This is a genomic window from Marinobacter sp. PE14, assembly GCF_053566155.1.
Genome location: NZ_JBQXNY010000001.1, coordinates 1153355 through 1179402 on the forward strand (window position 1 = coordinate 1153355; position 26048 = coordinate 1179402).

The 26048-nt window shown below is 58.3% G+C and carries 27 protein-coding genes; 13 read left to right on the forward strand and 14 right to left on the reverse strand.

Annotated elements, in window-relative coordinates; translation table 11 throughout:
- Positions 1 to 57: 57 nt before the first annotated feature.
- From infA to ACWJ62_RS05500, 9 genes are all read right to left on the reverse strand, one after another.
- Positions 58 to 276, reverse strand: a complete 219-nt coding sequence (infA, locus tag ACWJ62_RS05460) for a translation initiation factor IF-1 (protein ID WP_008169200.1) — start codon at positions 274 to 276, stop codon at positions 58 to 60.
- Positions 277 to 356: 80 nt separating this feature from the next.
- Positions 357 to 1070, reverse strand: coding sequence for an arginyltransferase (locus ACWJ62_RS05465; protein WP_449285262.1), 714 nt, complete (start codon positions 1068 to 1070; stop codon positions 357 to 359).
- On the reverse strand, positions 1071 to 1784 hold the full coding sequence (gene aat, locus ACWJ62_RS05470) for a leucyl/phenylalanyl-tRNA--protein transferase (protein ID WP_421864004.1): 714 nt from the start codon (positions 1782 to 1784) through the stop codon (positions 1071 to 1073).
- Positions 1785 to 1979: 195 nt separating this feature from the next.
- The gene (gene trxB / locus ACWJ62_RS05475; protein ID WP_449285263.1) at positions 1980 to 2933 is read right to left on the reverse strand and encodes a thioredoxin-disulfide reductase; all 954 of its coding nucleotides are present in this window, start codon (positions 2931 to 2933) and stop codon (positions 1980 to 1982) included.
- A gap of 141 nt (positions 2934 to 3074) precedes the next feature.
- Positions 3075 to 3986, reverse strand: a complete 912-nt coding sequence (locus ACWJ62_RS05480) for an AAA family ATPase (protein WP_449285264.1) — start codon at positions 3984 to 3986, stop codon at positions 3075 to 3077.
- A gap of 7 nt (positions 3987 to 3993) precedes the next feature.
- Positions 3994 to 4917 (reverse strand): carbon-nitrogen hydrolase, encoded by a 924-nt coding sequence (locus ACWJ62_RS05485; RefSeq protein WP_449285265.1) that lies wholly within the window; start codon positions 4915 to 4917, stop codon positions 3994 to 3996.
- Positions 4917 to 5966: an agmatine deiminase family protein gene (locus ACWJ62_RS05490; RefSeq protein WP_449285266.1), complete on the reverse strand. Its 1050-nt coding sequence runs from the start codon at positions 5964 to 5966 to the stop codon at positions 4917 to 4919. Before ACWJ62_RS05490 ends, ACWJ62_RS05485 begins: the two co-directional genes overlap by 1 nt.
- 101 nt (positions 5967 to 6067) lie before the next feature.
- Entirely contained in the window at positions 6068 to 6370 is a 303-nt protein-coding gene (locus ACWJ62_RS05495; protein WP_449285267.1) for a hypothetical protein, read from the reverse strand.
- A gap of 95 nt (positions 6371 to 6465) precedes the next feature.
- On the reverse strand, positions 6466 to 7053 hold the full coding sequence (locus ACWJ62_RS05500) for a PilZ domain-containing protein (RefSeq protein WP_449285268.1): 588 nt from the start codon (positions 7051 to 7053) through the stop codon (positions 6466 to 6468).
- 123 nt (positions 7054 to 7176) lie between these two features.
- Between ACWJ62_RS05500 and ACWJ62_RS05505 the strand changes: the two genes are divergently transcribed.
- Both ACWJ62_RS05505 and lolD read left to right on the forward strand, forming a co-directional pair.
- The gene (locus tag ACWJ62_RS05505) at positions 7177 to 8418 is read left to right on the forward strand and encodes a lipoprotein-releasing ABC transporter permease subunit (RefSeq protein WP_449285269.1); all 1242 of its coding nucleotides are present in this window, start codon (positions 7177 to 7179) and stop codon (positions 8416 to 8418) included.
- A gap of 13 nt (positions 8419 to 8431) precedes the next feature.
- The gene (gene lolD, locus ACWJ62_RS05510; RefSeq protein ID WP_449285359.1) at positions 8432 to 9121 is read left to right on the forward strand and encodes a lipoprotein-releasing ABC transporter ATP-binding protein LolD; all 690 of its coding nucleotides are present in this window, start codon (positions 8432 to 8434) and stop codon (positions 9119 to 9121) included.
- Here lolD and ACWJ62_RS05515 read toward each other — a convergent pair.
- Positions 9109 to 9654, reverse strand: a complete 546-nt coding sequence (locus ACWJ62_RS05515) for a DUF2062 domain-containing protein (RefSeq protein WP_148607298.1) — start codon at positions 9652 to 9654, stop codon at positions 9109 to 9111. The genes lolD and ACWJ62_RS05515 overlap by 13 nt on opposite strands.
- A gap of 81 nt (positions 9655 to 9735) precedes the next feature.
- On the opposite strand from ACWJ62_RS05515, the gene ACWJ62_RS05520 reads away from it, so the two are divergent.
- The 9 genes from ACWJ62_RS05520 (at position 9736) to murB (ending at position 18660) form a co-directional block, all read left to right on the forward strand.
- Entirely contained in the window at positions 9736 to 12168 is a 2433-nt protein-coding gene (locus tag ACWJ62_RS05520; protein WP_449285270.1) for a DNA internalization-related competence protein ComEC/Rec2, read from the forward strand.
- Positions 12169 to 12240: 72 nt separating this feature from the next.
- Positions 12241 to 12867, forward strand: coding sequence for a MotA/TolQ/ExbB proton channel family protein (locus ACWJ62_RS05525; protein ID WP_008169179.1), 627 nt, complete (start codon positions 12241 to 12243; stop codon positions 12865 to 12867).
- A 5-nt stretch (positions 12868 to 12872) separates the two neighbouring features.
- Positions 12873 to 13298 (forward strand): ExbD/TolR family protein, encoded by a 426-nt coding sequence (locus tag ACWJ62_RS05530; RefSeq protein WP_064230166.1) that lies wholly within the window; start codon positions 12873 to 12875, stop codon positions 13296 to 13298.
- A complete protein-coding gene (gene msbA / locus ACWJ62_RS05535) occupies positions 13295 to 15073 on the forward strand; it encodes a lipid A export permease/ATP-binding protein MsbA (RefSeq protein WP_449285271.1) in 1779 nt (592 codons plus the stop codon). The genes ACWJ62_RS05530 and msbA overlap by 4 nt, the downstream gene beginning before the upstream one ends.
- A complete protein-coding gene (lpxK, locus tag ACWJ62_RS05540) occupies positions 15070 to 16116 on the forward strand; it encodes a tetraacyldisaccharide 4'-kinase (RefSeq protein WP_449285272.1) in 1047 nt (348 codons plus the stop codon). Before msbA ends, lpxK begins: the two co-directional genes overlap by 4 nt.
- 19 nt (positions 16117 to 16135) lie before the next feature.
- A complete protein-coding gene (locus ACWJ62_RS05545; RefSeq protein ID WP_008169170.1) occupies positions 16136 to 16324 on the forward strand; it encodes a Trm112 family protein in 189 nt (62 codons plus the stop codon).
- 26 nt (positions 16325 to 16350) lie between these two features.
- The gene (gene kdsB / locus ACWJ62_RS05550) at positions 16351 to 17145 is read left to right on the forward strand and encodes a 3-deoxy-manno-octulosonate cytidylyltransferase (protein WP_449285273.1); all 795 of its coding nucleotides are present in this window, start codon (positions 16351 to 16353) and stop codon (positions 17143 to 17145) included.
- The gene (locus ACWJ62_RS05555; RefSeq protein WP_449285274.1) at positions 17138 to 17617 is read left to right on the forward strand and encodes a low molecular weight protein-tyrosine-phosphatase; all 480 of its coding nucleotides are present in this window, start codon (positions 17138 to 17140) and stop codon (positions 17615 to 17617) included. Before kdsB ends, ACWJ62_RS05555 begins: the two co-directional genes overlap by 8 nt.
- Positions 17614 to 18660 carry a UDP-N-acetylmuramate dehydrogenase gene (gene murB, locus ACWJ62_RS05560; protein ID WP_449285275.1) on the forward strand — a complete coding sequence of 349 codons (1047 nt, stop codon included), beginning with the start codon at positions 17614 to 17616 and terminating at the stop codon, positions 18658 to 18660. The genes ACWJ62_RS05555 and murB overlap by 4 nt, the downstream gene beginning before the upstream one ends.
- A 55-nt stretch (positions 18661 to 18715) precedes the next feature.
- Here murB and ACWJ62_RS05565 read toward each other — a convergent pair whose 3' ends face one another.
- Entirely contained in the window at positions 18716 to 20449 is a 1734-nt protein-coding gene (locus ACWJ62_RS05565; RefSeq protein ID WP_449285276.1) for a proline--tRNA ligase, read from the reverse strand.
- Positions 20450 to 20576: 127 nt separating this feature from the next.
- On the opposite strand from ACWJ62_RS05565, the gene ACWJ62_RS05570 reads away from it, so the two are divergent.
- Positions 20577 to 21191 carry a TetR/AcrR family transcriptional regulator gene (locus ACWJ62_RS05570; RefSeq protein ID WP_449285360.1) on the forward strand — a complete coding sequence of 205 codons (615 nt, stop codon included), beginning with the start codon at positions 20577 to 20579 and terminating at the stop codon, positions 21189 to 21191.
- A gap of 1 nt (position 21192) precedes the next feature.
- On the opposite strand, the gene ACWJ62_RS05575 is transcribed toward ACWJ62_RS05570, so the two are convergent.
- A complete protein-coding gene (locus tag ACWJ62_RS05575; protein WP_449285277.1) occupies positions 21193 to 21690 on the reverse strand; it encodes an Lrp/AsnC family transcriptional regulator in 498 nt (165 codons plus the stop codon).
- 145 nt (positions 21691 to 21835) lie between these two features.
- Here ACWJ62_RS05575 and leuA point away from each other — a divergent pair, with 145 nt between their 5' ends.
- Positions 21836 to 23530, forward strand: a complete 1695-nt coding sequence (gene leuA / locus ACWJ62_RS05580) for a 2-isopropylmalate synthase (protein ID WP_449285278.1) — start codon at positions 21836 to 21838, stop codon at positions 23528 to 23530.
- 91 nt (positions 23531 to 23621) lie between these two features.
- Here the strand turns inward: leuA and ACWJ62_RS05585 are convergent, their stop codons facing one another.
- A complete protein-coding gene (locus ACWJ62_RS05585; RefSeq protein WP_008169155.1) occupies positions 23622 to 23831 on the reverse strand; it encodes a cold-shock protein in 210 nt (69 codons plus the stop codon).
- 316 nt (positions 23832 to 24147) lie between these two features.
- Entirely contained in the window at positions 24148 to 26022 is a 1875-nt protein-coding gene (locus ACWJ62_RS05590; RefSeq protein ID WP_449285279.1) for a propionyl-CoA synthetase, read from the reverse strand.
- Between the last annotated feature and the right edge of the window lie 26 nt (positions 26023 to 26048).

Sequence of the window (26048 nt, forward strand, 5' to 3'; positions counted from 1 at the left end):
TTTTTTGTGCCCTGACGAAAAAAGCCCCCGAAGGGGCTTTTAGATGTCATGGGAGCATCAACGGGCGCGATATACGATCCGGCCCTTGCTCAGGTCGTAGGGAGTCAGCTCAACCTTGACCTTGTCACCTGTCAGGATGCGGATGTAGTTCTTGCGCATCTTTCCGGAGATATGGGCTGTCACAACATGGCCGTTGCTAAGCTCAACGCGGAACATGGTGTTTGGAAGGGTATCGATAATAACGCCTTCCATTTCAATGGCATCTGATTTCGGCATTCAGTAGAAACCTCGTTTGGATATGCTTCTCGTAATTCTAAATTGCGCAATTCTGCCTGATTTATCGGCGTTTGGCAAAGTTAGCCTGGGTCCAGTTCACGCCAGTGCCCGTCTCTCAGTGCCTCGATGGGTCGGAAGCGTGTTTTATAGTTCATTTTTCGGCACTGCTTGATCCAGTAACCGAGGTACAGGTGGGGCAGCCCCCTGCGGCGGGCTTCCTCAATTTGCCAGAGGATTGCGTAGGTGCCCAGGCTGCGGTCCTCCAGATCGGGGTCGAAAACTGTATAGATGGCCGAAAGGCCATCATCCAGAAGATCCACGGCTGCCAGTCCTACCAGCCGGTCACCCTGGTGGATTTCCAGAAACCAGGAATCGGTTGCCCCCTCCACCAGAAACGAGGTGAACTGTTCCCGGGTCGGCGGGTACATATCGCCGTCCTTGTGCCTTTTTTCGATGTAATTGGCGTAGAGCTGGTAATACCTCTCCGCAAAGGTGGCGGGCACCATGGTGCACCGCAGATCCATGTTTTTCCTGAGAACCCGCCGCTGGCTTCTGTCCGGCTTGAAATCATCAACTTTCAATCGAACCGGTATGCAGGCATTGCACTGCTCACAGTGAGGGCGGTAGTAGTGGGATCCGCTGCGGCGAAAGCCGAGAGCCGTGAGTTGGCTGTAAAGCTTTTTGTCGATATGAGCCCGCGGATCCACGAACATGGTGGTGGCCTCGCGGTCTGGCAGGTAGCTGCAATCGTGCGGTGGTGTCGCGAAGAACACCAGGGTTCTGAGATTGCTCATTCACGCCTCCGGCCCGGGCCAACGCCATCGGAAGGTCCAGTCGGTCTGATCCGGTTTCTGATCGATGCTCATCCTGAGTATAGATAAAAACTCTTCCCGTGGAATAGTCCGTGCGCCCATGGTAAGCAGGTGCCGGCTCTCTACCTGGCAATCCATGATCCGGTAGCCCCAGAGCTGTAACTGGTGCGCCAGGTGAACCATGAGAACTTTGGACGCGTTGGTTTCCAGAGAAAACATGGATTCACCGAAGAAACACCGGCCAATGGCCAGTCCGTACATGCCACCGGCCAATTCACCACGCTGGTTCCAGATTTCGATGGAGTGGGCGACGCCCATGCGATGCAGCTCTGAGTAGCTGGCAATCATTTCCTCGGTAATCCAGGTACCTTCGGCACGGGTTGAGGCGCACAGGCGGATGATTCGTCCGAAGTGTCTGTCTGCGGTTACCTGGAAGCGTTGTTGGTTCAGGGTTCGGCGCAGGCTCCGTGAAACGTGGATTTCGTTCGGAAACAGGACGCACCGCGGATTCGGTGACCACCACAAAATGGGCTGGTCGTCACTGTACCAGGGGAAGATGCCGTTCCGGTAGGCCAGTATGAGTCGCTCGGTGGAAAGGTCGCCGCCGAGGGCAAGAAGGCCGTCCGGGTCGTCCAGGGCTTCGTTGGCGGGGGGGAACCAGAGTTGGTCCGGGTCTAGCCAGGGTAGTGAGGTCATCCTTCTCCGGCAATTACTGCAGTGTTTCGGGCCTTGGGAGTTTCGGCCGGCGGGAACCCGCTTCTGAAACACGCCGTGAATACATCCATGTAGGCTTGGCTCCGCCATCCATGGCTCCGCACAGTTTCAGAAGCGGGTTCCCGCCGGCCTATGCAAACTCTTGAGTTCGCATTCCTTTCCTTTACTCAAGCACAATCAGTCTTGCTGATCCAGAAACTTTTCCGCATCCAGGGCGGCCATGCAACCGAAGCCGGCGGAGGTGACAGCTTGGCGATAAACATGGTCGGCTACGTCGCCGGCGGCGAATACGCCGGGAATGCTGCTCTGGGTGGCCATGCCTTCGAGGCCGGAGCGGATGCGGATGTAGCCGTTTTCCATGTCCAGTTGGCCCTGGAACAGGTCGGTATTGGGCTTGTGACCGATGGCGATGAATACGCCGGCCAGGTCCATTTCCTGGGTGGAGTCGTCTTTGGTGCTTTTTATACGCATGCCGGTGACTCCGGTGCCATCGCCGAGGACTTCGTCGAGGGTGTGGTCCCAGACGATCTTGACGTTGCCGTTTTCGGCTTTTTCAAACAGTTTGTCCTGCAGGATCTTTTCGGCGCGCAGGCTGTCGCGGCGATGCACCAGGGTGACTTCGTCGGCAATGTTGGAGAGGTACAGAGCTTCTTCGACAGCGGTGTTGCCGCCGCCAATAACGGCAACTTTCTGCTTCTTGTAGAAGAAACCGTCGCAGGTGGCGCAGGCGGAGACGCCTTGGCCTTTGAATTTCTCTTCAGACTCGAGGCCGAGATACATGGCGGAGGCGCCGGTAGCAATGATCAGGGCGTCGCAGGTGTATTCACCGCCGTCGCCCTTGAGCCGGAAGGGGCGGTTACGCAGGTCAGCTTCGTTGATGGTGTCGTAGACGATGCTGGTTTCGAAGCGTTCGGCGTGTGCGAGCATGCGCTGCATGAGCTCCGGGCCCTGAACGCCGTCGTTGTCGCCGGGCCAGTTGTCGACGTCGGTGGTGGTGGTGAGCTGGCCGCCGACTTCAATACCGGTAATCAGGGTCGGGTTCAGGTTGGCGCGGGCTGCGTAGACAGCAGCGGTGTAGCCTGCGGGGCCGGAACCGAGGATGATCAGTCGGGAATGTTTGGTGTCGCTCATTGGGAATTCTCTCACTGAAAAAGCCGTACGTTGCCGGGCCCGTTTTCAGGGCCAGACGCTTCGGGGAAAGGTGGAAAGGCTAACATGAAAGGCGCGGTCTGCCATTCGTTTTGGCCAATTCCGCTTATAAAACCTTGCTATTTACTCAAGCACGGAAACGGTTGCCAGTAGCTGGCGCACACGCTCCGCGCTTTTGCCGGATTCGCCCTGCTCGAGGCGGTGCGCTGCCACTGCAGGGAACACGGCCTGGATATCGTCAGGCAGTACGTGATGACGTCCCTGCATCAGGGCCCAGGCCTTGGCGGCCCGTACCAGTCCCAATCCCGCCCGAGGCGAAAGCCCGTAAAGAAGGCCGGGCATTCTCCGGCTCTGCTCCAGCAATCGTTGCACATAATCCAGTAACGCCGGGCTGGCGGTTATTCGTGTGACGCCTTCCTGGAGGGTTTTCAGATCGGCCTGGGAGAGCAGGGTAGGGAGTTTCTCCGTCATGATGCGACGGTCTTCACCCTCCAGCAGTTCGCGCTCGGCCCGTGGGTCCGGATAGCCCAGGCGCAATCGCATCAGGAACCGGTCCAGTTGCGATTCGGGCAGGGGGTAGGTGCCGCCCTGTTCGATGGGGTTCTGGGTGGCTATAACAAAGAATGGGTGCGGCAGTGGGCGGGTCTCGCCCTCGATGGATACCTGCCGTTCTTCCATGGCTTCGAGCAGTGCGCTCTGCGTCCGCGGAGAGGCCCGGTTGATCTCATCGGCCAGTACCACCTGGGCGAAAATTGGGCCGGGATGGAATACCAGGCTGCCAGCCTGTTTGTCGTACATGGAATAGCCCAGCACATCCGCCGGAAGCAGGTCGTTGGTGAACTGGATGCGCTGGTAAGTCAGCCCCATCACCTTGGCCAGGGCGTGAGAGAGGGTGGTCTTGCCCATGCCGGGGATATCTTCAATCAGCAGATGCCCTCGAGCCAGCAGCCCACAGAGGGCCAGGCGGACCTGCTGGTCTTTACCCAGGAGTATCTGGTTCAGCTCACTGACGACGGTATCAACCAGTTTTTTCATGCGGGGCTCAGTCTCTTACGCGTTTAAGGATGTCGCCGTAGGCGTCTATTCGGCGATCTCTCAAATACGGCCAGATACGGCGAACCGATTCACTACGGTTGCGATCAAGGGTAACGGCAAGGATGCATTCGGAGCTGTCATCGCCCCGGGCGAGCAACTCGCCCTGTGGGCCACAGATAAAACTGTTGCCCCAGAAACGAATGCCGTCGCTGTGCCCGGAGGGGTCGGGTTCCGTGCCTACCCGGTTCGGAGCCACGACAGGCAGGTTGTTGGCAACCGCGTGGCCCCTTTGCACGGTGACCCAGGCGTCCAGTTGACGCGCCTGTTCATCGGGGTCATCCGTTACATCCCAGCCGATTGCAGTGGGGTATATCAGTATCTCGGCACCAGACAGGGCCATCAGCCTTGCGGCCTCGGGGTACCACTGGTCCCAGCAAACCAGCACGCCGAGCCTGCCGACAGACGTATCGATAGGCGTGAAGCCGCTGCGGCCATCGTTGAACTGGGCGTCACCGGGCGTGAAGTAGAATTTTTCATAGAAACCCGGGTCGTCCGGAATGTGCATTTTCCGGTACAGCCCTGCCATGGAGCCGTCTTTCTCAAACACAACTGCCGTGTTGTGGTACACGCCGTTCATACGACGTTCGAAAATGGATCCAACCAGAACAATACCCAGTTCCCGGGCCAGGTCAGACAGGCGCTTGCTGGTAGGGCCGGGAATCGGCTCTGCCAGCTCGAAAACAGACGTTTCCTCGGTCTGGCAGAAATACAGGGTGGCGTGAAGTTCCTGGAGGACCACCAGGTTGGCGCCACTGGCTACGGCTTCACGGACCAGTTTCTCGGTAGTGGCCAGGCTGGCGGCCTTATCGCTGCTGCAGGCCTGCTGGATGGCGGCAACATTGATTTGGCTTTTGCGCAATTCACTGCTCATCAACTGACTACTCCGGCGGGAATTTGCATGGTCACACAGTGAAGGCTGCCATGCTGACGAATCAAGGGCCGGCAATTGATCGGCACTATTTCTCGTGTCGGGAAGATATCTTTCATGACAGCGATAGCGTCCTGATCCTGATCAACGCCGTAAACGGGAAGCAAAACCGCCTCATTGATGATCAGGAAGTTGGCGTAGGTAGCCGGAAGACGCTCACCGTCCTCATCATGAATGGCATCGGGCCAGGGAAGGGGTGTCAGCTTGTATGCAGTGCCGTCGGCCTGGCGGAACTCCTGAAGTTCCTCTTCCATGGCCGCCAGCGCGCTGTAGTGTTCATCCGCCACGTCGGGGCAAGCCACATAGCAGATGTGATCCGGGGCGCAAAATCGGGCCAGGGTATCTATGTGGCTGTCGGTGTCATCCCCGGCAAGGTAGCCGTGGTTGAGCCAGAGAATCCGCTGGACTCCCAGCACCTCGGAAAGCAGTTGTTCAATCGCCGTGCGATCCATGGCCGGGTTTCGGGTAGGCGTCAGCAGGCACTCGGATGTGGTCAGCAGGGTGCCCTGGCCATCCGATTCAAAGGAACCCCCTTCCAGCACAAAACCAACCTGCTGCATCCTGGTCGTGCCGAAGACGCCGGCATTGAGCAGGTGATTGTTTAACGCGTCGTCTTTTTCCCAGGGAAACTTTCCGCCCCAGGCGTTGAACCTGAAATCCAGCAGTGTCGGTTCTTCATCGGTGAGAATGGTGATTGGTCCATGGTCACGGGCCCAGGTGTCGTTTGCCGGTGCCGGAACCGATTTCACACGGCCCGGAAAACCATTGTCCCGGGCGTAGCGATTGAGGTCCCGTTCCAGCTCCTGCAGGCGGACGACGTGTTCGCAACTGATGACAAGGTGTTGGTATCTGAGGACGGCTTTCGCGATGTCGAGGAACACCGGTTCAACTTCGTCGATCAACCCTGCCCAGTCGGTTCCCGGGTGGGGCCAGGTCAGCACGACGGCACTTTGGGGCGCCCATTCTGCGGGCAACACTCGTTTGGTTGTCACTACGTCACCTTGAATCATAAAAGACGCCATTCTAACCAACGATTGGTTGAACGTCAGGACATGGGAAGGGAATTTCCAGCGTGGAAAGGCCCCTCGGGCCCTCAGCGATTCGGCTTGAGAACGGTGTGGATGACCCGGTCGCCTTCGAAATACACGATAAAGCCCTGATAGTGCCACTGGGTGATCGGCGGTTGGCCGACCGGACCTTCAATTTCCATAGGTGCACCCCAGGAAGCGCGCACCGATGACTGGCTCATGCCGGAGCCGGGAAAGCTGGCCAGGTCGCGATCGGCCTGGGTGCCGACTGGCACGCGGACCTCTTCAGCTACCGCGGACATCATCGGGGAAAGGGCCAGTGTGGCAGTCACTGCCAGTGCGCCGAACAGGGTAGTTTGTTTGCTCATTGATGGGTCTCCATGAAAACTGATGTCCTCGGAAGGACATGGATAAAGCGTAATATCCGAAAAAGATTAGCAAAAGTCACCCGTTTTTCCCCAGTCTACTCCTTTTGACGCTGTCGAATCTGCCACCGCATCACATGTCGTGCGATTTGCTGGCGATCGCTGTCATCAATCCGGGCGAATTCGGTGTGGACCCTTGCTCCGCCTGACGCATCGGGGTGTACCTCGATAACTCGGGCAATCGCGCGGGGCTGGAAAAGTTCGGGGGGGAGGGTCATTCGAACAGCGAGCCGGTCTCCCGGCTGCCAGGCAGGGGTGCTACTTGAGAACGACAGCCCACCCTCGCTCAGGGTTACTTCCTGCCAGTCCTCAGGTTGCAACGGATTTTGCTCAAAGGCCATAATGCGCGCAAGCGTGTCCAGCTTGCCGTTCAGGGATTTGATCAGTCCGATAAGCAGCCGGTCTTTTTCGGCAAGGCTGGCAAGCTGGGATTTTACGTCCTGATCCAGCCGTCTGAATTCAGCTTTCAGGCTCTCAAGATGGTCGCCGTCGAAGGCATCTTCTTCCATTGCGGTGCCAGGCGCCAGCTTGCGGATCTCCAGGCCGATCCGGTCTTCAATGCGGAAAAAGTCCCGCCGTTCGGGTGAATAGTCCACCGGTTCGTTGGGGATGTCGGACGACTGCATCGCGGCTCCGGAAGGCTGAATTTTTATTTGGTACAGAACAGTTTAGCAGTTTCCCGTCGTGCTGGAAGGTACCCGGGAAAACCAGACCACGACAGACCGGAAGGTAGCAACAGGCACCTCTCAATGTTCAGACCCTTATCACTCTATATTGGCTTGCGTTACACGGCCGCCAAACGCCGCAATCACTTCATTTCCTTTATTTCCCTGACCTCCATGATCGGGCTGATGCTGGGGGTTGCGGTTCTGATTATCGTGCTGTCGGTCATGAACGGTTTCGATCGGGAGCTCAAGCAGCGAATTCTCGGGATGGTGCCCCACGCGACCATTCAGGGAGCCGGGCCGCTTGACGACTGGCAATCAATCGACGCGAGGGTGCAGCAACATCCCCGCGTACTGGCTGCTGCGCCTTTCATACAGGGGCAGGGTATGGTTACCGGCGGCGGAAATGTTCGTGGGGTCATGCTTAACGGCATTCTTCCTGACGAGGAGCGTACGGTCTCCATCATTGAGAACCATATGGTTGAAGGGAGTCTCAACGATCTGGTTTCGGGCGAATTCGGCATCATCATCGGTCGGTTGATGGCGGCCAGCCTGCGACTTCAGATCGGTGACAAGGTAACCGTGGTCCTGCCGGAAGCTTCGGTTACGCCGGCTGGGGTCCTGCCCAGGCTCAAACGCTTTACCGTCAAGGGCATCTTCAGTGTCGGGGCAGAACTGGATGGCAACTACACCCTGATTCACATGGATGATGCAGCCAAGCTCATGCGGACCGGGGGCAAGGCCGAGGGTGTTCGCCTGCTGGTGGATGACCTCTTTGCCGCGCCGAAGGTGTCGCAGCAGGCTGCTGAGTCTCTGGGCGGCCGGTATTACGTATCCGACTGGACCCGCACCCACGGCAACCTGTTCCAGGCCATCCGCATGGAGAAAACCATGATCGGCTTGTTGCTGATGTTTATCGTGGCTGTCGCCGCCTTCAATATCGTGTCCACGCTGGTGATGGTGGTTACCGATAAAACCGGTGACATCGCCATCCTCAGGACCATGGGGGCAACGCCGGGCCGCATCATGCGGATCTTTATTGTTCAGGGGGCGGTCATCGGTATCTTCGGAACCATTGTCGGCACCGCGCTGGGCGTTTTCGGAGCGCTCAACATCAGCGCCTTTATTTCCTGGCTGGAGGGGGCGCTTGGCCACCAGTTCCTGAGCGCGGACGTGTACTTCATCAGCTATTTGCCCTCCCAGCTGCAATGGCAGGACGTGTTTATCATCAGTGGCGCCGGCCTCGCCATGAGTCTGTTGGCAACCATTTATCCGGCCTGGCGGGCTTCCAGAGTGGATCCGGCGGAGGCGCTTCGTTATGAGTAAGGAACAATCCGCAATGGCACCCCGTGCGCTGGTAATAGACTGCCGTCAGGTTACCCGGACCTATAACGAGGGCCCCGGAAAGCTAACCATTTTTTCGGATATCTCGCTGGAAGTTGCCCAGGGGGAAACCGTTGCCATTGTGGGCAGTAGCGGTGCCGGAAAAACCACGTTGCTCAACTTGTTGGGCGGGCTCGACAAGCCGTCTTCCGGTCAGATTTCCATTTGTGGCGAAGACATTCACCGGCTTTCCGAGGCGCGGCGCGCCCGGTTCCGGAATGCCCATCTCGGGTTTGTCTATCAGTTCCACCACCTGTTGCCGGAGTTTACCGCTCTGGAAAACGTGATGATGCCGTGTGCATTGGGTGGTATGGCGGTCTCGAAGTCCCGGGACAAGGCGAGCAGCTTGCTGGAGCGGGTTGGCCTTGCCGAACGGCTGGACCACAAACCCGGCGAGCTGTCCGGTGGCGAACGCCAGCGGGTGGCCATTGCCAGGGCACTGGTCAACGAGCCGGACTGCGTGCTGATGGATGAACCGACGGGCAACCTGGATGAACACACCGGCGAGGGCGTGCAGGCGCTGATAGAGTCCCTGAGGGATCAGTTGGGTATTGCCTTTGTCATGGTCACCCATGACATGAAAATGGCCCGAAGCCTGGGTCGGGTCATGCGGCTTGAGCAGGGTCGCCTGATTCAGGAAGTCTGATCAGCGGACCGGCGGCGTCTTACGCGATTGGTCCGCCGCACCTGCCAGTCAGAGCGAATCTTCCGGCGCCAGAGATACTGGATGATCAGGTAGGCAACGCAGGCGGAAATCGTTGCGACCACCAGGGATCCCAGGTAAAGGGGAATACCGATATCCAGTAATCGCTCGCTGATCCAGGACCAGGACAGTTCAAACTCAAAACTGAGCACCGGACGGTCCAGGGCCCAGGCCCCGATTTTGTAGTTGAAATAGAACATCGGCGGCATGGTCACCGGGTTGCTGATCCAGACCAGAACCACCGACAGTGGCAGATTGGCATTGAACCAGATAGCAAAAAAGGCGGCAGCGAGCATCTGGAAGGGCATGGGAATAAAGCAGAACCAGATGCCGACGAGAAAGGCCCGCGCAACACTGTGACGGTTGATGTGCCACAGGTTCGGTTCATGAAGGATATCGCCCAGAAAGCTCAGCGACTGCATCGCTTGCACCTTCTCTGGTGAGGGCAGATAGCGTTTCATGAACTTCTTTGGCATTGGAAGTTCTGCCTTTAGACGGAGTTAGTAGACCGGCCCATCGGATGTTGCCGGTGTTTGTGACATACAGGAGGACAAGGATTGTCCGGAAGTATCAACAGACCGGTGCGCCCTTCGGGCGACTCCGGTTCCGAAGCGCTGGGCGTTATCGCCTTCTCTTGTGGCGTTATCTTACTGTATTGGTTGTCGATACTGCCACCTCCCGCGTGGTTGGTCGCCGTGATACCTCTGCTGGCGTTCGGCCGGATCTTCTATTCCGCGACCTTTGCCAGCTTCGCATTCGTATCTGCGCTTGGCCTCGTCGTCGGACTCTCCTGGGCATCGTGGCATGCCAATGATCGGCTTTCATCTGTTCTGCCGGCGAGCCTGGAACGCGAGCGTCTTTCCGTCTCGGGGTACCTGTGTGACATTCCTTCACCCGGAAGCTTCAACAGTTTACGTTTCAGTTTCTGTGTCACCCAGTGGCACAACCTTCCCATCCCGACCGGAGAGGAAGCAAGGATGCCGGACCTGCTCAGGTTGTCCTGGTACGGTCACGGAATGGACCAGCTCCCGGGTGACCGTTTGCGTCTGGAAGTTGTGCTCAAGCGCCCCCATGGCACCCTGAACCCCGCCGGCTTTCGCTACGAGGACTGGCTGTTTCGCAAAGGTTACCGGGCCACGGGTAGCGTCCGCAGTCTCAAGGTTGACCGGGATGTCGGGTGTTTCGTCCATTGCCAGTACCGGGAACTGCACCTCTCGCTTCACCAATGGACCATCGAGCAATTTGGCGTTGCACGTCATTTTCCGCTGGTTTCTTCGTTTCTGATAGGTCATCGCGGCCACATGGAACAGAAGCACTGGGATGTGCTCAAGGCGACCGGCACCATTCACCTGGTGGCGATATCGGGCCTTCACCTGGGCCTGATCGCCCTGGGGGCAGGGTTTCTGTGCCGGCGCCTGTTGCTGATCTTTCCGGCACAGATAGTCAGTGACAGCTCCAGGCGTTGGTTCGTCTTCGTGGCAGTTATCCTCTGTTGTCTGGTTTATGCCCTGGCGGCAGGATTTACCGTTCCGACACGGAGAGCTCTGGTGATGGTTGTGGCCGGTGGCTGGCTGGTCTTGATGAGTCGTCAGGCCCCGGTCTGGCACGCCTTTCTGGCCGCGTTGGCTGCCGTTCTTGTGCTGGATCCCTTTGCGCCCCTGGATCAGGGGTTCTGGCTTTCGTTCGCTGCGGTTGGCACGCTGATCACTGTATTCTCGGCGCGGCTGGCTGGAACCGGGTGGCTGAAAGGACTCGTCTTGGCCCAGCTCGCGGTCTTTGGCGGATTGTGGCCAATCCTCGAAATACTGGGGCAGGGTCAGCCCCTGGTGGGGCTGTTGGCCAACCTGGTCGCCATTCCCTGGGTATCCCTTGTGGTAATGCCAGTGCTTGTCACGGGTGGGTTGCTTGCCGCGGCATTGCCAGATGCCGCTCAGCTCTTCGTACCATTGTTTGATCTCACGCTCGGTGTGCTTTGGCAATTGCTGATGTGGCTCGCGCAGTGGCAGGCTCCGGATATCTCGGCCGGCGTCCCGGAGATTGTAGGCTGGGCGTTGCTGACCATCGCGTTATTGTGTATGCCGTTCGCCATGTTCCGCCTTGTGGCGGCTCTTTCGGCCGTGTTGTGGCTGGTGTATCCGGCCCCTTCTCCAGAAAGGAACTCTTATGTGGCAGCGCCAGTGATAAGAGTATGGGATGTTGGGCAGGGGCTTTCGGTTCTGGTCCGGCACGGACGCGAGGTTCTTGTCTACGATACGGGTCCCGCCGTCCCGGGCGTGTTCTCGGCTGTCGAGTCCACGCTTTTGCCCAATCTGGCGGCCGAAGGAATCAAGCGTATTGACACTCTCTTGATTAGCCACGCCGACAGCGATCATGCGGGGGGCATCGCGGAGCTTTCCCGGAACGTCAGGATCGGGCGTGTAATTGCTGGCGAGCCCTCGGCGGTCAGGCAGCAGGTTGCCGAACTGCCCGTGCAAGCCTGCAAGCAGACTGAAGAAAGGCTGGGAGGGTTGGTCCTCGAGTTCTGGCAGGGTGAGGGCGCAAAAGAGGGTAACGACGCCTCCTGCGTGTTGCGTATCTACCACCCTGACTCCGGAGCTGAGTGGCTCTTGCCGGGAGATATTACCGAACCCATGGAGGCAGAGTATCTGGCTTACATGGCTGGCCGCGCGGATGTTCCGGTTCCTTCAATCCGTGTGCTCGTTGCGCCGCACCACGGCAGCAAAACCTCATCTTCCGAACCCTGGGTCCGCGTACTGAGTCCAGACCGGATCATCTATACCGCTGGCTATCGCCACCGGTACGGTCATCCCCACCCGACGGTCACCGCCCGCTACGCCGGGGTCGGAGCGATTCCTCTGAACACTGCATGTTCAGGCAGCATCGTGATGACCGTTGTCGGTAAACAGCTGGCATTCAAGGAAATGCGGGATGGCTCGTCGTTCTGGATCGGTGGTCCGGGGCTTGCCCGTGACCAATGTAAAATACCGTGACATTGCAGGTGTGGCCTCCACCGGTAGCTATGCTAAAGTAGCGCGGCTTGCAAACAATCAGGGAGACCAAGCGTGTTCGAGCTGTTGAAAGCCGGTGGCATTCTGATGGTGCCAATTGTTGCCTGCTCCATTCTGGCGCTGGCCATCATTCTGGAGCGTTTCTGGACCCTCCGCGCCTCCAGGGTCGCGCCCCCCCAGACCATTAATGAGTTATGGCGCTGGATCAAGAAGAAAGAACTCAATGGCCGGAAACTGAAAGCCCTGCAGGGGTCATCGCCCCTGGGCCGGATTCTTGCCGGTGGCCTGCTTAACGCCAAGCACGGCCGCGAAATCATGAAAGAGAGCATCGAGCACGAGGCGAGCCAGGTCATCCACGATCTGGAGCGTTTCCTCAATCCGCTGGGCACGGTTGCGACGATCACTCCTCTGCTGGGTCTGTTGGGCACCGTCATCGGCATGATCAAGGTATTTGCCGAGATCCAGCTGGCTGGCGTTGGCAACGCCGGCAACCTCGCCGGTGGCATTTCCGAAGCCCTGATTACAACGGCTGCTGGCCTGAGCGTCGCTATCCCGGCACTTATCTGCCACCGCTACTTTATCCGCAGAGTGGATGAGCTGGTCGTCGGCATGGAGCAGGAAGCCATCAAGCTGGTTGAGGTAGTGCACGGAGACCGCGAAATCGACGTGGAAGGAGCCTGAACGCCGTGAAGTTCAAGCGCCAGAGGAGCCAGGAAGTCGGGGTAGACCTGACACCACTGATCGACGTGGTGTTTCTGCTGCTGATTTTCTTTATGGTTTCCACGACCTTTACCCGCGAGAGCCATCTGCAGGTTGAATTGCCCGAAGCCAGTGGCGAGCCCGCGCCGGCGTCGGAGGTGCAGCAGATCGACGTGGTGATCAATGCCGAGGGGCAGTACATTCTGAATGACCGGACATTGGTCAATAACCGGCGCGAGACGCTGGAACGGGGTGTGCGTGAGTTGGCTGAAGGCAACAATTCGCTTCCCTTTATCATCACCGCTGATGCCCGCACGCCTCACGAGTTTGTGGTTCGTGCCATGGACGTTGCCGGACGTTTGGGGTTCGCCAAGCTGAGCATCACCACTGAGCGGGAGGCTGAGAACCAGTGAAGGTACCCGAGCCTTTACCAGACCCCGCGGCCGGCCTGCCGGCGGGCAGCTGGGATACCTACAAGCGCCTGCTCGCCTATGTTAAGCCCTTCATGCTGGCCTTCTCCCTCGCGGTACTCGGTAACATTATCTATGCGGCTGCATCGACCGGTATGGCGGCAGCCATGGAATACGTCATTGCGGCGATCGAGAACCCGACCGAGCAGAATCGTCTGATGCTGACGCTGGTTATCGTTGGCGTCTTCGCATTCCGTGGGCTGGGCACGTTCCTGAGCCAGTACTTCATCAGCTATGTCGGTCGGCAGGTCATCAATGCGCTTCGCAATGATGTGTTCGATCGACTGATGACGCTGCCCTCCCGCTATTTCGATGACAATGCGGCGGGACGCCTTGTATCCAAGCTTACCTTTAACGTCGAGCAGGTGGCGGAGGCGACGACCAACGCCGTGACCATCACGCTCCGGGAAGGTCTGACCATCGTCGGTTTGCTGGGCTACATGTTCTACACCAACTGGAAATTGACGCTGATTTTTCTGGCAGTGGGACCGCTTATTGCCGCAGTGGTCAGCTATGCCAGCAAGCGCTTCCGCAAGATCAGCAAGCGTATCCAGGGTTCCATGGGCGATATCACCCACGTGGCTTCCGAATCCATTACCGGCTACCGGGTTGTTCGTACCTTTGGTGGGGAGGATTATGAGCGCCAGCGTTTTCAAGAGGTTAATAATAAAAACCTCAAGCAAAGTCTGAAGATGGCATCGACGCAGGCGATCAGCGTTCCGGTGATTCAGGTGCTGGTGGCCATCGCCATTGCCGGACTTGTCTGGATGATGTTGGCGCCGGAAATTCGCGGTGAAATGACCACCGGTCAGCTGGTGGCATTCATTACAGCAGCGACGACCATGGCAAAACCGATCCGCCAGGTAACCTCTGTTCACGCCAAGATCCAGAAGGGCGTTGCCGCGGCTTACGATGTGTTCGAAACCATCGACGAGTCGCCGGAGCAGGATCCGGGTACGTATTCGCCGGATCGCGTTGAAGGCGACATCGAGTTTGACGAAGTGGCGTTTCGGTACCGTGACCAGTTGGACAATGTTCTGGAAGGCATATCGCTCAGCATTCCTGCCGGGCAAAGTGTGGCGCTGGTTGGGCGTTCCGGCAGCGGTAAATCGACGTTGGTGAGCCTGTTGCCGAGGTTTTATGAGTACACCGGCGGCGATATCCGAATCGATGGGCACTCGTTGCGCGATTTCTCTCTGAAGGCCCTGCGTAAACAGATCGCTCTGGTGACCCAGAACGTTGTCCTGTTCAACGACACCATCGCTGCCAATATCGCCTATGGTGCCCTGAGAGACTGTACACCGGAGGAAATCCGCGAGGCCGCGGCCAAGGCTCATGCGCTCGAATTTATTGATCGTATGCCCGAGGGCCTGGATACCATGATCGGTGACAACGGGGTCATGCTTTCCGGTGGGCAGCGACAGCGGCTCGCCATCGCCCGGGCGCTGCTCAAGAACGCTCCGGTTCTGATCCTTGATGAGGCCACTTCGGCTCTGGATACGGAATCTGAACGCCACATCCAGGAAGCGCTGGAAACGGTTATGCAGGGCCGCACCACTCTGGTCATTGCGCATCGCCTGTCCACCATCGAGAAAGCGGACCGAATCCTGGTGATGGACAATGGCCGCATCGCCGAATCCGGCCGCCACGACGAACTCCTTGCCGCTGGCGGCGCCTACGCTCAGTTGCACCAGATGCAGTTTAGCGAGCAGTCATGAGTGCGGTGCAATCTGCCATGAGTTCGCTGGTTGAGCGTCTCTGGTATAGCAGCAAGCGCCCTCTGGCCTTTCTCGCACCGCTGTCATGGCTGTACCGGAGCATCGCAGAAGCCCGCCGGCGGGCCGCCTGGGATGCAAGGGATGCGTCGCTCCCGGTTCCGGTCATTGTTGTTGGCAACATCACTGCTGGTGGAACTGGCAAATCTCCGCTTACCGCCTGGCTGGTTTCTGCACTGGCATCCGATGGCTGGCGGCCGGTCATTCTCAGCAGGGGTTATGGTGGTGATGCTGGCCGATACCCACTGGAAGTCACGGCAGAGACGAGTGCTGCCGAAGCCGGCGACGAGCCTGTCATGCTGGCGCTGAGCACCGGATGTCCGGTTGTTGTTGATCCCCGACGCCGGCGGGGCGCCGACTATGCCCTTGAGAAAAACCTGGGTGATGTGCTGATTTGTGACGATGGCCTTCAACACTACAAGTTGCCCAGAGACCTGGAACTGTCGGTATTTGATGGGCAACGGGGCATCGGTAACGGCGCCTTGATCCCCGTTGGCCCGCTGCGGGAGCCGGTTTCGCGACTCGCTTCTGTGGATTTTGTTATCGTAAATGACAAAGAGCTTTCAGAGCAGGCCCTGGAAAGTTTTGTCGGTGTTGACCACCCCGCCATATTTTCCATGGTTCTTGAGCCTGCAACCCTTGTTCACCTCAGAACAGGGGAGTCGAGGGCAGTTGGCGATCTCAGGGGCAAGGCCGTGAGGGCAGTGGCCGGGATCGGAAACCCGGCCCGGTTTTTCGATACACTCAGAATCCTGGGCGCGGATGTTGCCGAGGCGGCCTTTCCGGATCACCATCGTTTTCGCCCTGAGGATCTGACCAGTGATACCGATGAGTTGATAGTCATGACGGCAAAAGACGCGGTGAAATGCCGGGAATTTGCGCCCGAGAATGCCTGGAGCCTCACAGTTGAGGCCAGATTGCCGGGGCCGTTCCGTGACGCGTTTCTGGCCCGGGTTCGCCAATGTTCCGAGCCGTTAACTTCCTGATATCAAGTGAGTAAGCAACATGGATAAAAAACTGTTGGCGCTGTTGGCCTGTCCGGTCTGCAAGGGCGACCTGAAACTCAACGAGGACAGAACCGAACTGGTCTGTTATCAGGACGCCATGGCGTTCCCGATCCGCGAGGGGATTCCCGTGATGTTGGCCACCGAAGCCCGGACCCTGTCCACCGATGAGCGTCTGCACAAGCGCTAAATCCAAGTCAGCCAGGTGGTTACCACATGTCTTTTACCGTTGTGATTCCGGCCCGCTATGCTTCCAGCCGCCTCCCGGGCAAGCCTCTGGCAGACATTGCCGGAAAGCCGATGATCCAGCATGTCTGTGAGCGTGCTGCTGAAAGCCGGGCAGACAGGGTAGTTGTTGCCACGGACGACGATCGGATCCGGACTGCTTGCGAAGGCTTTGGTGCAGAAGTGGTCATGACATCACCCAACCACGCCAGCGGCACCGACCGCCTCGAGGAGGTGGCACGGGTGCTGGGTTTCGGGCCTGATCATCGGGTAGTTAACGTCCAGGGTGACGAACCCCTGATCCCGCCTGAACTGATCAACCAGGTGGCGGACAATCTGGAGTTTTACCCGGAAGCTGCCATTGCCACCCTGTGTGAGCGGATCCACGACCCGGAGCACGTGTTCAATCCCAATGTGGTCAAGGTTGTGTTCGATCACCGGGGGATCGCCCATTATTTCAGTCGTGCGCCGATCCCGTGGGCCAGGGATCAGTGGCGAGAGGGCACACCTTTGACGGGACTGGATACCTCCCTGCCGGATAATGTCGGGTATTTCCGGCATATCGGCATCTATGGTTACCGTGCTTCCGTCCTGGCCGAGTTTGTCAGCTGGGCGCCTGCTCCAACCGAGGTTACCGAATCTCTGGAACAGTTGAGGGCACTCTATAATGGTGCCCGTATCCACGTGGATGTGGCTGCCGTGAACCCGCCGGGCGGCGTTGATACCGACGCGGATTTGCAACGGGTCCGAAGCTGGCTGGAGAGGAGGAAAAACGAGAATGACTGAACCGGTAAACGTTCTTTTCGTGTGCCTGGGTAACATCTGTCGATCGCCCAGTGCCGAAGGTGTGTTTCGCTCATTGGTAGAGCAGGCGGGCCTGGCAGAGCAGGTCCACATCGATTCCTGTGGCACCGGCGACTGGCACATTGGCAAGAGTCCCGACGGCCGCTCCCAGGAGGCTGCCCGTCGCCGGGGCATCGATATCAGTGGATTGCGGGCCCGCCAGTTCAGTCCGGACGATCTGGAAACCTTTGACTACGTGCTGGTGATGGATCGCCAGAACCTGGCGGACATCAAGGACGCATGGCATCAGAATGGCGGCACCCGGCCGGCCTTGTTTCTGGAGTACGGCCAGTCGCCCCATCAGGAGGTGCCAGATCCCTATTACGGTGGTGATGACGGTTTCGAAACCGTGCTTGACCTGATTCAGGAAGCCGGCGAGGGCCTGCTGGCGGACATCCGGGGGCGTCTGGCTTGAGTCAGCAGCCGGAAATTCGGGAAAACATCGAGCTGGAAGCGCTGAACACCCTGCACGTGCCGGCCAGAGCCCGTTTTTTTGCCGAGGTTCACAGCGCAGATGAGCTCTCTCAGTCTCTGGAATGGGCCTCGTTGGAGCATCAGGAAGTGCTGATTCTGGGTGGCGGGAGCAATCTTGTGTTCGCGGGTGACTTCGCGGGGCTGGTGGTCCGTCTGGCCATTCGTGGCCGCCGTTGGGAGCACATCGAAGGCCACAGGGCCACCCTGGTGCTTGGAGCCGGTGAGAACTGGCATGAGGCGGTTCTGTATGCGGCCCGGGCCGGTTATCGCGGCATCGAGAATCTGGCGTTGATCCCGGGGACGGCCGGTGCGGCGCCCGTGCAGAATATTGGTGCCTACGGTGTCGAGCTCGGCGATTGTCTGGAATCCGTCACCGCACTGGATCGCAGTTCGGGTGAGCTGGTTGCTCTCAGTAATGCCGAGTGCCGTTTTGCCTATCGCGACAGCCTGTTCAAGCAGACGCCGGGCCGCTATGTGATCACCGAAATCCGTTTGGGTCTGTCCCGCTCACGTCCTCTTGTGCTCGGATATAGGGATCTCCGGGAGTACCTCGGTGATTCGGCGGAAACCGCCCTCGACCCGCTGCAGGTAGCAGAGGCCGTGATGGCTATTCGCCGACGAAAGTTGCCGGACCCGGATATGATTCCGAATGCCGGGAGTTTCTTCAAGAACCCGGTGGTTGACCGAGAGACGTTCGAGGCACTTAGAGAGCGACACCCGGATATTGTGGCCTATCCCCAGGTGCATGGTGTCAAACTGGCAGCGGCCTGGCTGATCGATCAAAGTGGCTGGAAAGGCTTCAGGAATGCCCGGGTGGGCGTTCATAACCGACAGGCGCTGGTTATGATTAACCACTCGGGCGGCACAGGTGCCGACATACTCGAGCTTGCCAAAGAGGTTTGCCAATCAGTGGTTGAGCGGTTCGGCATAACCCTGGAAATGGAGCCAGGCATCGTGGGTGGTTCAGGAAGGGAAAATCCCTGACGACACGGCTTCACGCCAGTGCCGTCCAGGGGTTGTCTTCAAATGGGGATAGGCTTCAGAGCCCTTTGCGGGGCGAGGCGTTCACCAGGAATGGCAGCGCTTCGGCTACCGGAATATCCTGTTTTTCCGCATCCCTTCGACCCTTGTATTCCAGGGTTCCTGCGGCCAGACCGCGCTCGGACACCACGAACCTGTGCGGGATACCGATCAGTTCCATATCGGCGAACTTCACACCCGGGCGCTCTTTGCGGTCATCCAGAAGCACATCATAACCGGCCTGGCGGAGCTGCTCGTAAAGCTTTTCGCCGGCTTCCGCAACTGTGGGTGATTTGTGGGCGTTAAGCGTGACGATAGCCACCTGGAAAGGCGCAATGGCGTCGGGCCAGATGATGCCGTTGTCGTCGTGGTTCTGCTCAATGGCTGCGGCAACAACCCGGGACACGCCCAGGCCGTAGCAACCCATCTCCATGGTCACGGTCTTGCCGTTCTCATCCAGAACCGTGGCGTTCATGGCAGTACTGTACTTGTTTCCAAGTTTGAAGATGTGGCCCACTTCAATGCCGCGCCGGATCTCCAGAGAGCCCTTGCCATCCGGGCTGGGGTCTCCCTCAACCACGTTGCGCAGGTCTTCCACCCGTTCAAGCGCTGCGTCTCTCTCCCAGTTCACCCCGGTCAGGTGGAAACCTTCCCGGTTGGCGCCGCAGACAAAGTCGGCCAGATGCGCGGCACTGCGGTCGACAATGACGGGCACGTTGAGTTTTAACGGTCCGATCGATCCGGCCTTGCAGCCAACGGCCTGTTCGATTTCTTCATCGGTGGCCATGGTCAGAGGCTCGGCAACGCCGGCCAGGTTTTCGGCCTTGATCTCGTTCAGGGTGTGATCGCCACGCAGAACCAGTGCAACCAGGCCGGAATTGCCATCTTCGTCAGCTTCCGCCTTCACCAGCAGGGTCTTGACCGTGCGGGTAGCATCAATGCCTAGCAGCGTTGACACCGCCTCAATGGTTTTCTGATCCGGAGTAGCGACTTCCTTCATCTCCTCAGCCGGAGCAGGGCGGGTGCCAATCGGAGCTACCGCCTCTGCTTTCTCGATATTGGCCGCATAATCGCTTTCTGTACTGAACACGATGTCGTCTTCGCCGGAGGACGCGAGTACGTGGAATTCGTGGGATGCACTGCCACCAATGGCGCCGGAGTCTGCCTGTACGGCACGGTAATCCAGGCCAAACCGGTCGAAGATAGCGCAGTAGGTGCTGTGCATCAGTTCATAGGTTTCGTTCAGGGATTCGGCGTTCAGATGGAAGGAATAAGCGTCCTTCATCAGGAATTCCCGCGCGCGCATAACGCCGAACCGGGGGCGACGCTCGTCCCGGAATTTGGTCTGGACCTGGTAGAAATTGGCGGGCAACTCCTTGTAGCTGCTGATCTCATTCCGGATCAGGTCGGTAATGACCTCTTCGTGGGTCGGTCCGAAACAGAAATCACGGCCATGACGGTCTTTCATTCGCAGCAGTTCGCCGCCGTACTGGGTCCAGCGTCCGGATTCCTCCCAGAGTTCGGCCGGCTGGACCGCAGGCATCAACACTTCCTGAGCGCCACTCTTGTCCATTTCTTCGCGAACGATTCGCTCAACCTTACGCAGGGTGCGCAGGCCCATCGGCAACCAGGTGTATAACCCGGCGGCCAGTTTGCGGATCATGCCGGCACGCAACATCAACTGATGGCTGATGATCTCGGCGTCGGCGGGGGTCTCTTTCTGGGTGGCAATCAGGTAGCGGCTTGCTCGCATCGTGTCTTCCGTTTGTAATAAATCTGAAGTGTTAGACTAATGGACAGGCGGCGGTTGGCCCGCCGGAGCCTTTATTTGTCGTAAAGTGGCCATTATTGTACGGAGCCTGTTGCACAAGGTACAGATGATGACCGACGAATCTATTGATGTCGCACCGCGGCGTAGGCCGGTTCAGGCACGCAGCCGGGAGCGCGTCAACACCATCCTTCGCCATGCCGCCGCCATTTTTCATGAGACCGGTGTCGATGCCGCGAGCATGTCAGCCATTGCCCGACAGTCGGGCATGTCACTCGCTTCCCTCTACCGTTATTTTCCTAACAAGGCGGCCATCGTCCATGCCATTGCCGAACAACACGTGGAAAAGATGGAGCAGGCTCTGCGGGAACGGTTGCAGGAATTGAGCCTTAGCGATGCGGTAGACGTTCTCATTGATCAGTTTTACGAGTTCTACCGTCATGAGCCCGCCTACTCGGCGATCTGGAGTGGCGTGGAGGCAATGCCGGAGTTGAGGGAGCTGGATCTGAGAGAGCTTTACACCAACGCTCGCGATCTGGACCAGAAACTCAAAGAGGAGTGTCCCCGGATTCCTGATGATCGACGCTGGACCGCAAGCCTTTTGCTGCCACGGTCCGCCGGCACTGTACTTCGGCTGGCGGTAACTCTGCCCGACGCCCAGGGTCGGCAACTGGTGGAAGAGCTTAAATGTATGGCAAGGGCTTACGTCCGAGAGCTTGTCGCCTGAATCAGGAAAGGTACCCCAGTGGCAGGGCAGTACTGTCGATGACTCGCCGGAGTACAAAGCTGGAGTGCACTCCGCTGACGCCCTGAATGCGGGTAATGCGGTTCAACAGAAAATGGTGGTAGTGGTCCATGTCGGGTACCACCACTTTGAGCATGTAATCGGCGTCCTGGCCGGTAATCAGATAGCACTCCTGCACCTCTGGGTACTCTGCAACCTGCTCTTCAAACGCGGCGAAACGCTCGGGCGTATGCCGGTCCATGCCAATCAGGATGATCGCCGTCAGTGAGAGGCCAAGTTTCTTGTGGTCCAGAATGGTGACGGTTCTGACGATGATACCGGCATCCTCAAGCGCCCGCACACGACGGAGGCAGGGTGAAGGAGATAGGCCAACTTTCTCTGCCAGTTCCTGGTTGGTCAGGGAGCCATCCTGCTGGATCTGTTCGAGGATTCGACGGTCCATCTTGTCAATTTTGGCGAGTGTTTTCTGTTTCTCGGTCATAAAATTCCAAGAATTCCATTTATCGGGCAATTTATAGATTAGAAAATACGCTTTCCCATCTAAGTTCGCAATCAAATAGCAGCTTTATCGCGTTAACCTGTACCCATAGAAGAATTCATTCCCGAAACCGCAAGGAATTACACGCATGGCTTTCGATCATCGCAAATACGTTGCGTTCAAACCTGTTGCCAAAACCGACCGCCGCTGGCCGGACAAGGTCATAGATAAGGCGCCAGCCTGGTGTGCCGTAGACCTTCGGGATGGTAATCAGGCACTGGTGAAGCCCATGTCGGTCGCACAGAAAACGCGGATGTTCGAATTGCTGGTGAAGTTGGGCTTCAAGGAAATCGAGATCGGTTTTCCCGCTGCCAGCCAGCCGGATTTCGATTTCTGCCGGAAGCTGATTGAAGAAAACCGCATTCCCGAGGATGTGAAGATCCAGGTGCTGACCCAGGCCCGTCCCGAGTTGATCGAGCGCAGCTATGAAGCATTGGCCGGCGCCCGAAAGGCAATCGTGCATGTCTACAACTCCACCTCCACGGTTCAGCGGGAGCAGGTATTTGGTCTGGATCGGGACGGCATCAGGGACATTGCCGTCAATGGTGCCAAACTGGTTCGCGACATTGCCGCCCGCCACCCGGAGACCGAGTGGACGTTCCAGTATTCACCGGAGAGCTTTACCGGTACCGAGCTGGATTTCGCCGCAGAAGTGATTGATGCCGTGAGCGAGGTCTGGCGCCCGGATGAGGGTCAGCCGATGATCATCAACCTGCCTGCCACCGTTGAAATGGCGACACCGAATGTGTTCGCGGATCAGATCGAGTGGATTTGCGACAACATCCAGCGCCGTGAACACATCAGCATCAGTGTGCACACCCATAATGATCGTGGCTGCGCCGTGGCCGCTGCCGAACTGGCGGTCATGGCCGGAGCCGACCGGGTCGAGGGCACCCTGATGGGCAACGGTGAGCGCACCGGCAACATGGATCTGGTGACCATGGCCATGAACCTATACTCCCAGGGCATTGATCCCACGCTGGATCTGTCCGGCATGGCAGAGATCACCGAGGTGGTCGAGGCCTGTACGGAGATTTCCACCCACCCCCGTCATCCTTACGCTGGCGAACTGGTCTTCACCGCCTTCTCAGGCAGCCATCAGGACGCCATTCGCAAGTGTCTGGCCCGTCGCAAGGATGGAGAAACCTGGAATGTCGCGTATCTACCCATCGACCCGTTCGATGTCGGCCGCCGCTATGAGGAAGTGGTTCGCATCAACAGTCAGTCTGGCAAGGGCGGTGTCGCCTATGTGTTGGAGCGGGATTACAACATCAGCCTGCCACGCTGGTTGCAGATCGAGTTCAGCAAGGTTGTCCAGAGAGAGGCGGAAACCAACGGCGGCGAGATTGACTCACTGACCATTCATCGCCTGTTCGAGGATCGCTATTTGAGAGTCCACGACGATTGGGCGCTGCGCTCCTACGACCTGCATCGGGACGAAGAGGGTGTGCACGCCGAAGTGTCGGTCGGTCGCGATGCGTCGCCGGTTCGTCTGGATGGCCATGGGCTGGGCGCTGTGGAGGCCGTATCGGAGGCGCTGGAGAAGCGTTTTGGTATCTCCATTGCAGTCGAGGCTTATGACGAGTTTGCGCTGGGTGAGGGCACCAATGCCAACGCACTGGCGTGTATTCGCTTGACCGCAAGCGGAATACATTGCAGCGCTGCGGCCCTGGCAGAAGACACTACGTCTGCCACCTTGCAGGCCTTGTTTTCGGCAGTCGCCCAGGCAGTGGGTATCGAAATGCCTGAGGCGGAAGCGGAGCCTGAAACCGCGGGTGCCTGAAAACCTGCCGTCCTGACGACACAAGCCGGCACGAATGCCGGCTTGTTGGTTTTCCGATGCCCGTGAGGGGCAAAGGACGGAGCGTAGACCCTCAGACCGGGGTAACGTTTTCCGCCTGCGGGCCTTTCGGGCCCTGTGTTACGGTGAACTGCACCTGCTGGCCTTCGGTCAGGGTGCGGAAACCGCTTGCATTGATTGCGCTGTAGTGAACAAACACGTCGCTGCCACCGTCCTGAGCAATGAAGCCAAAGCCTTTGGACTCGTTAAACCACTTAACGTGGCCGGTTTTAGTATCGGACATTGATCTTTCCTGTCTTTCTGTAATTTGCCCTCACGGGACCTTCAAAATTCCACACGGAATCGTTGCTGAGAAATCCAGAGAGTACTGAGGAAGGGGCAACGAAGAGCACTTCGGCAGGACGTTGAAACGCATTCACCAAATACCGCTGTATTTTCACAGCAATTTCAGTATAGACCGACTTTGGGGGGCGTCAACGAAATTTTTGCACCTTTCGTGAAGGTTTTATTGCCGTCAAAAACAACAGGTTGGGATTTGATTGGGCAAAAATTGCCCGCCCCCGGTCCAGGAGGGGCGGGCAGCATTCAGGGCGGCTCTGTCAGCGACGGAATTGCTCGCTGATTTCCTCCAGAATGGCAGGGTCATCAATGGTGCTGGGCACCGAGTATTCCTCGCCATCGGCGATCTGGCGGATAACCCGTCTGAGGATCTTGCCGGAACGGGTCTTGGGAAGGCGATCAACCACCAGGGCGCGCCGGAAACAGGCGATGGCACCAATCTTGTCTCGAACCATCTCCACCAGCTCGTCTTCCAGTTCGTCATGGTCGATGGTTGCGCCGTCCTTGATCAGAACCAGTCCAATGGGGATTTGTCCCTTCATATCATCGTGCGCACCCACAACGCAGCATTCGGCTATGGCCGGGTGGGAGGCGACCACTTCCTCCATCTCGCCGGTGGAAAGCCTGTGGCCGGCGACATTGATAACGTCATCGGTACGGCCCATGACGAACACGTACCCGTCGTCGTCAATGAAGCCCCCGTCGCCGGAGCTGTAGAATCCCGATATCGGTTCCAGGTAGGTTTTGCGGAAGCGCTCATCGTCGCCCCAGACGGTCGTCATACAGCCGGGTGGCAGTGGCAGTTTTACGGCAATCTGACCCTGCTCGCCGGCGGGCATTTGACTGCCGTTCATGTCTACTACCTGAACGTTGTAGCCGGGGGAGGGTGCGGTTGCCGAGCCTGGCTTGGTCGCCATTAACTCGATTCCCACCGGATTACAGCAAATGGCCCAGCCGGTTTCGGTCTGCCACCAGTGGTCGAGAACCGGCAGGCCAGTGTGCTCCTTCAACCACTCATAGGTGGCCGGATCGAGCCGCTCGCCGGCCAGGAACAGTCGTTTCAGTGAACTGATGTCGTAGCGTGACAGCTGGTCTGCTTCCGGATCTTCCTTGCGGACGGCCCGAAATGCGGTCGGGGCAGTGAACAGCATGTTCACTTTGTGGTCCTGAACCACCCGCCAGAAGGCACCGGCATCCGGCGTTTTCACCGGCTTGCCCTCGTACATGATGGTGGTGCAACCCGCAAACAATGGGGCGTAAACGATGTAGCTGTGGCCAACGACCCAACCAACGTCAGAGGCGGCCCAGTAAACATCACCGGGTTTGGCATCGTAGACCAGCTTCATGCTGTAGTTGAGCGCAACCGCGTGACCACCGTTGTCGCGCACCACACCTTTGGGTTTACCGGTGGTACCCGAAGTGTAAAGAATATAGAGCGGGTCTGTTGACTTGACGGGCACCGGGTCGGCCGGTTCGGCCGTTCCCATCAACTCGTTCCAGTCGTAGTCACGGCCAGCCTGAAGGTCGGCCTTCGCCTGTGGGCGCTGGTAAACGATGCAGGTCTCCGGTTTGTGGTTGGCCTGATCGATGGCCTTGTTGACCAGAGGCTTGTACTCGATCACCCGGGCGACTTCGATACCGCAGGAGGCGGTAATCACGGCCTTTGGTTTGGCGTCATCAATGCGTACGGCCAGTTCGTGGGCAGCAAAGCCGCCAAAGACCACAGAGTGAATAGCCCCAATCCGCGCGCAGCCCAGCATCGCAATGACGGCTTCCGGGATCATAGGCATATAGATGATGACCCGATCACCCTTGGTGATACCGCGTTCCTTCAGGGCACCGGCGAAACGGGCCACTTCATCGGTCAGTTCGTTGTAGGTGTAGGAGCGCTGGGAATCGGTAACCGGAGAGTCGTAGATCAGGGCTTTCTGGTCACCACGGCCTGCACGGATGTTGGCATCCAGCGCGACATCGCAGGTGTTCAGGGTACCGTCGGGGAACCACTGCCCGTGGCCATTGTCGGTTGGCTGCCAGATGGTTTTCGGCGGTTCAATCCAGTCTATCTTTTCCGCCTGTTCACGCCAGAAGTCGTCCGGTTTGTCTATCGACCGCCGGAACTCTGAGTGGTAGTCCATACATTCCACCTCATCGTGCCTGTTGT

What these genes read in the sequence shown, in the direction of transcription:
- infA (WP_008169200.1), bottom strand. Translation starts at nt 276, where the DNA reads ATGCCGAAATCAGATGCCATTGAAATGGAAGGCGTTATTATCGATACC.
- ACWJ62_RS05465 (WP_449285262.1), bottom strand. Translation starts at nt 1,070, where the DNA reads ATGAGCAATCTCAGAACCCTGGTGTTCTTCGCGACACCACCGCACGAT.
- aat (WP_421864004.1), bottom strand. Translation starts at nt 1,784, where the DNA reads ATGACCTCACTACCCTGGCTAGACCCGGACCAACTCTGGTTCCCCCCC.
- trxB (WP_449285263.1), bottom strand. Translation starts at nt 2,933, where the DNA reads ATGAGCGACACCAAACATTCCCGACTGATCATCCTCGGTTCCGGCCCC.
- ACWJ62_RS05480 (WP_449285264.1), bottom strand. Translation starts at nt 3,986, where the DNA reads ATGAAAAAACTGGTTGATACCGTCGTCAGTGAGCTGAACCAGATACTC.
- ACWJ62_RS05485 (WP_449285265.1), bottom strand. Translation starts at nt 4,917, where the DNA reads ATGAGCAGTGAATTGCGCAAAAGCCAAATCAATGTTGCCGCCATCCAG.
- ACWJ62_RS05495 (WP_449285267.1), bottom strand. Translation starts at nt 6,370, where the DNA reads ATGAGCAAACAAACTACCCTGTTCGGCGCACTGGCAGTGACTGCCACA.
- ACWJ62_RS05500 (WP_449285268.1), bottom strand. Translation starts at nt 7,053, where the DNA reads ATGCAGTCGTCCGACATCCCCAACGAACCGGTGGACTATTCACCCGAA.
- ACWJ62_RS05505 (WP_449285269.1), top strand. Translation starts at nt 7,177, where the DNA reads ATGTTCAGACCCTTATCACTCTATATTGGCTTGCGTTACACGGCCGCC.
- lolD (WP_449285359.1), top strand. Translation starts at nt 8,432, where the DNA reads ATGGCACCCCGTGCGCTGGTAATAGACTGCCGTCAGGTTACCCGGACC.
- ACWJ62_RS05515 (WP_148607298.1), bottom strand. Translation starts at nt 9,654, where the DNA reads ATGCCAAAGAAGTTCATGAAACGCTATCTGCCCTCACCAGAGAAGGTG.
- lpxK (WP_449285272.1), top strand. Translation starts at nt 15,070, where the DNA reads ATGAGTGCGGTGCAATCTGCCATGAGTTCGCTGGTTGAGCGTCTCTGG.
- ACWJ62_RS05545 (WP_008169170.1), top strand. Translation starts at nt 16,136, where the DNA reads ATGGATAAAAAACTGTTGGCGCTGTTGGCCTGTCCGGTCTGCAAGGGC.
- kdsB (WP_449285273.1), top strand. Translation starts at nt 16,351, where the DNA reads ATGTCTTTTACCGTTGTGATTCCGGCCCGCTATGCTTCCAGCCGCCTC.
- ACWJ62_RS05555 (WP_449285274.1), top strand. Translation starts at nt 17,138, where the DNA reads ATGACTGAACCGGTAAACGTTCTTTTCGTGTGCCTGGGTAACATCTGT.
- ACWJ62_RS05565 (WP_449285276.1), bottom strand. Translation starts at nt 20,449, where the DNA reads ATGCGAGCAAGCCGCTACCTGATTGCCACCCAGAAAGAGACCCCCGCC.
- ACWJ62_RS05570 (WP_449285360.1), top strand. Translation starts at nt 20,577, where the DNA reads ATGACCGACGAATCTATTGATGTCGCACCGCGGCGTAGGCCGGTTCAG.
- ACWJ62_RS05575 (WP_449285277.1), bottom strand. Translation starts at nt 21,690, where the DNA reads ATGACCGAGAAACAGAAAACACTCGCCAAAATTGACAAGATGGACCGT.
- leuA (WP_449285278.1), top strand. Translation starts at nt 21,836, where the DNA reads ATGGCTTTCGATCATCGCAAATACGTTGCGTTCAAACCTGTTGCCAAA.
- ACWJ62_RS05585 (WP_008169155.1), bottom strand. Translation starts at nt 23,831, where the DNA reads ATGTCCGATACTAAAACCGGCCACGTTAAGTGGTTTAACGAGTCCAAA.
- ACWJ62_RS05590 (WP_449285279.1), bottom strand. Translation starts at nt 26,022, where the DNA reads ATGGACTACCACTCAGAGTTCCGGCGGTCGATAGACAAACCGGACGAC.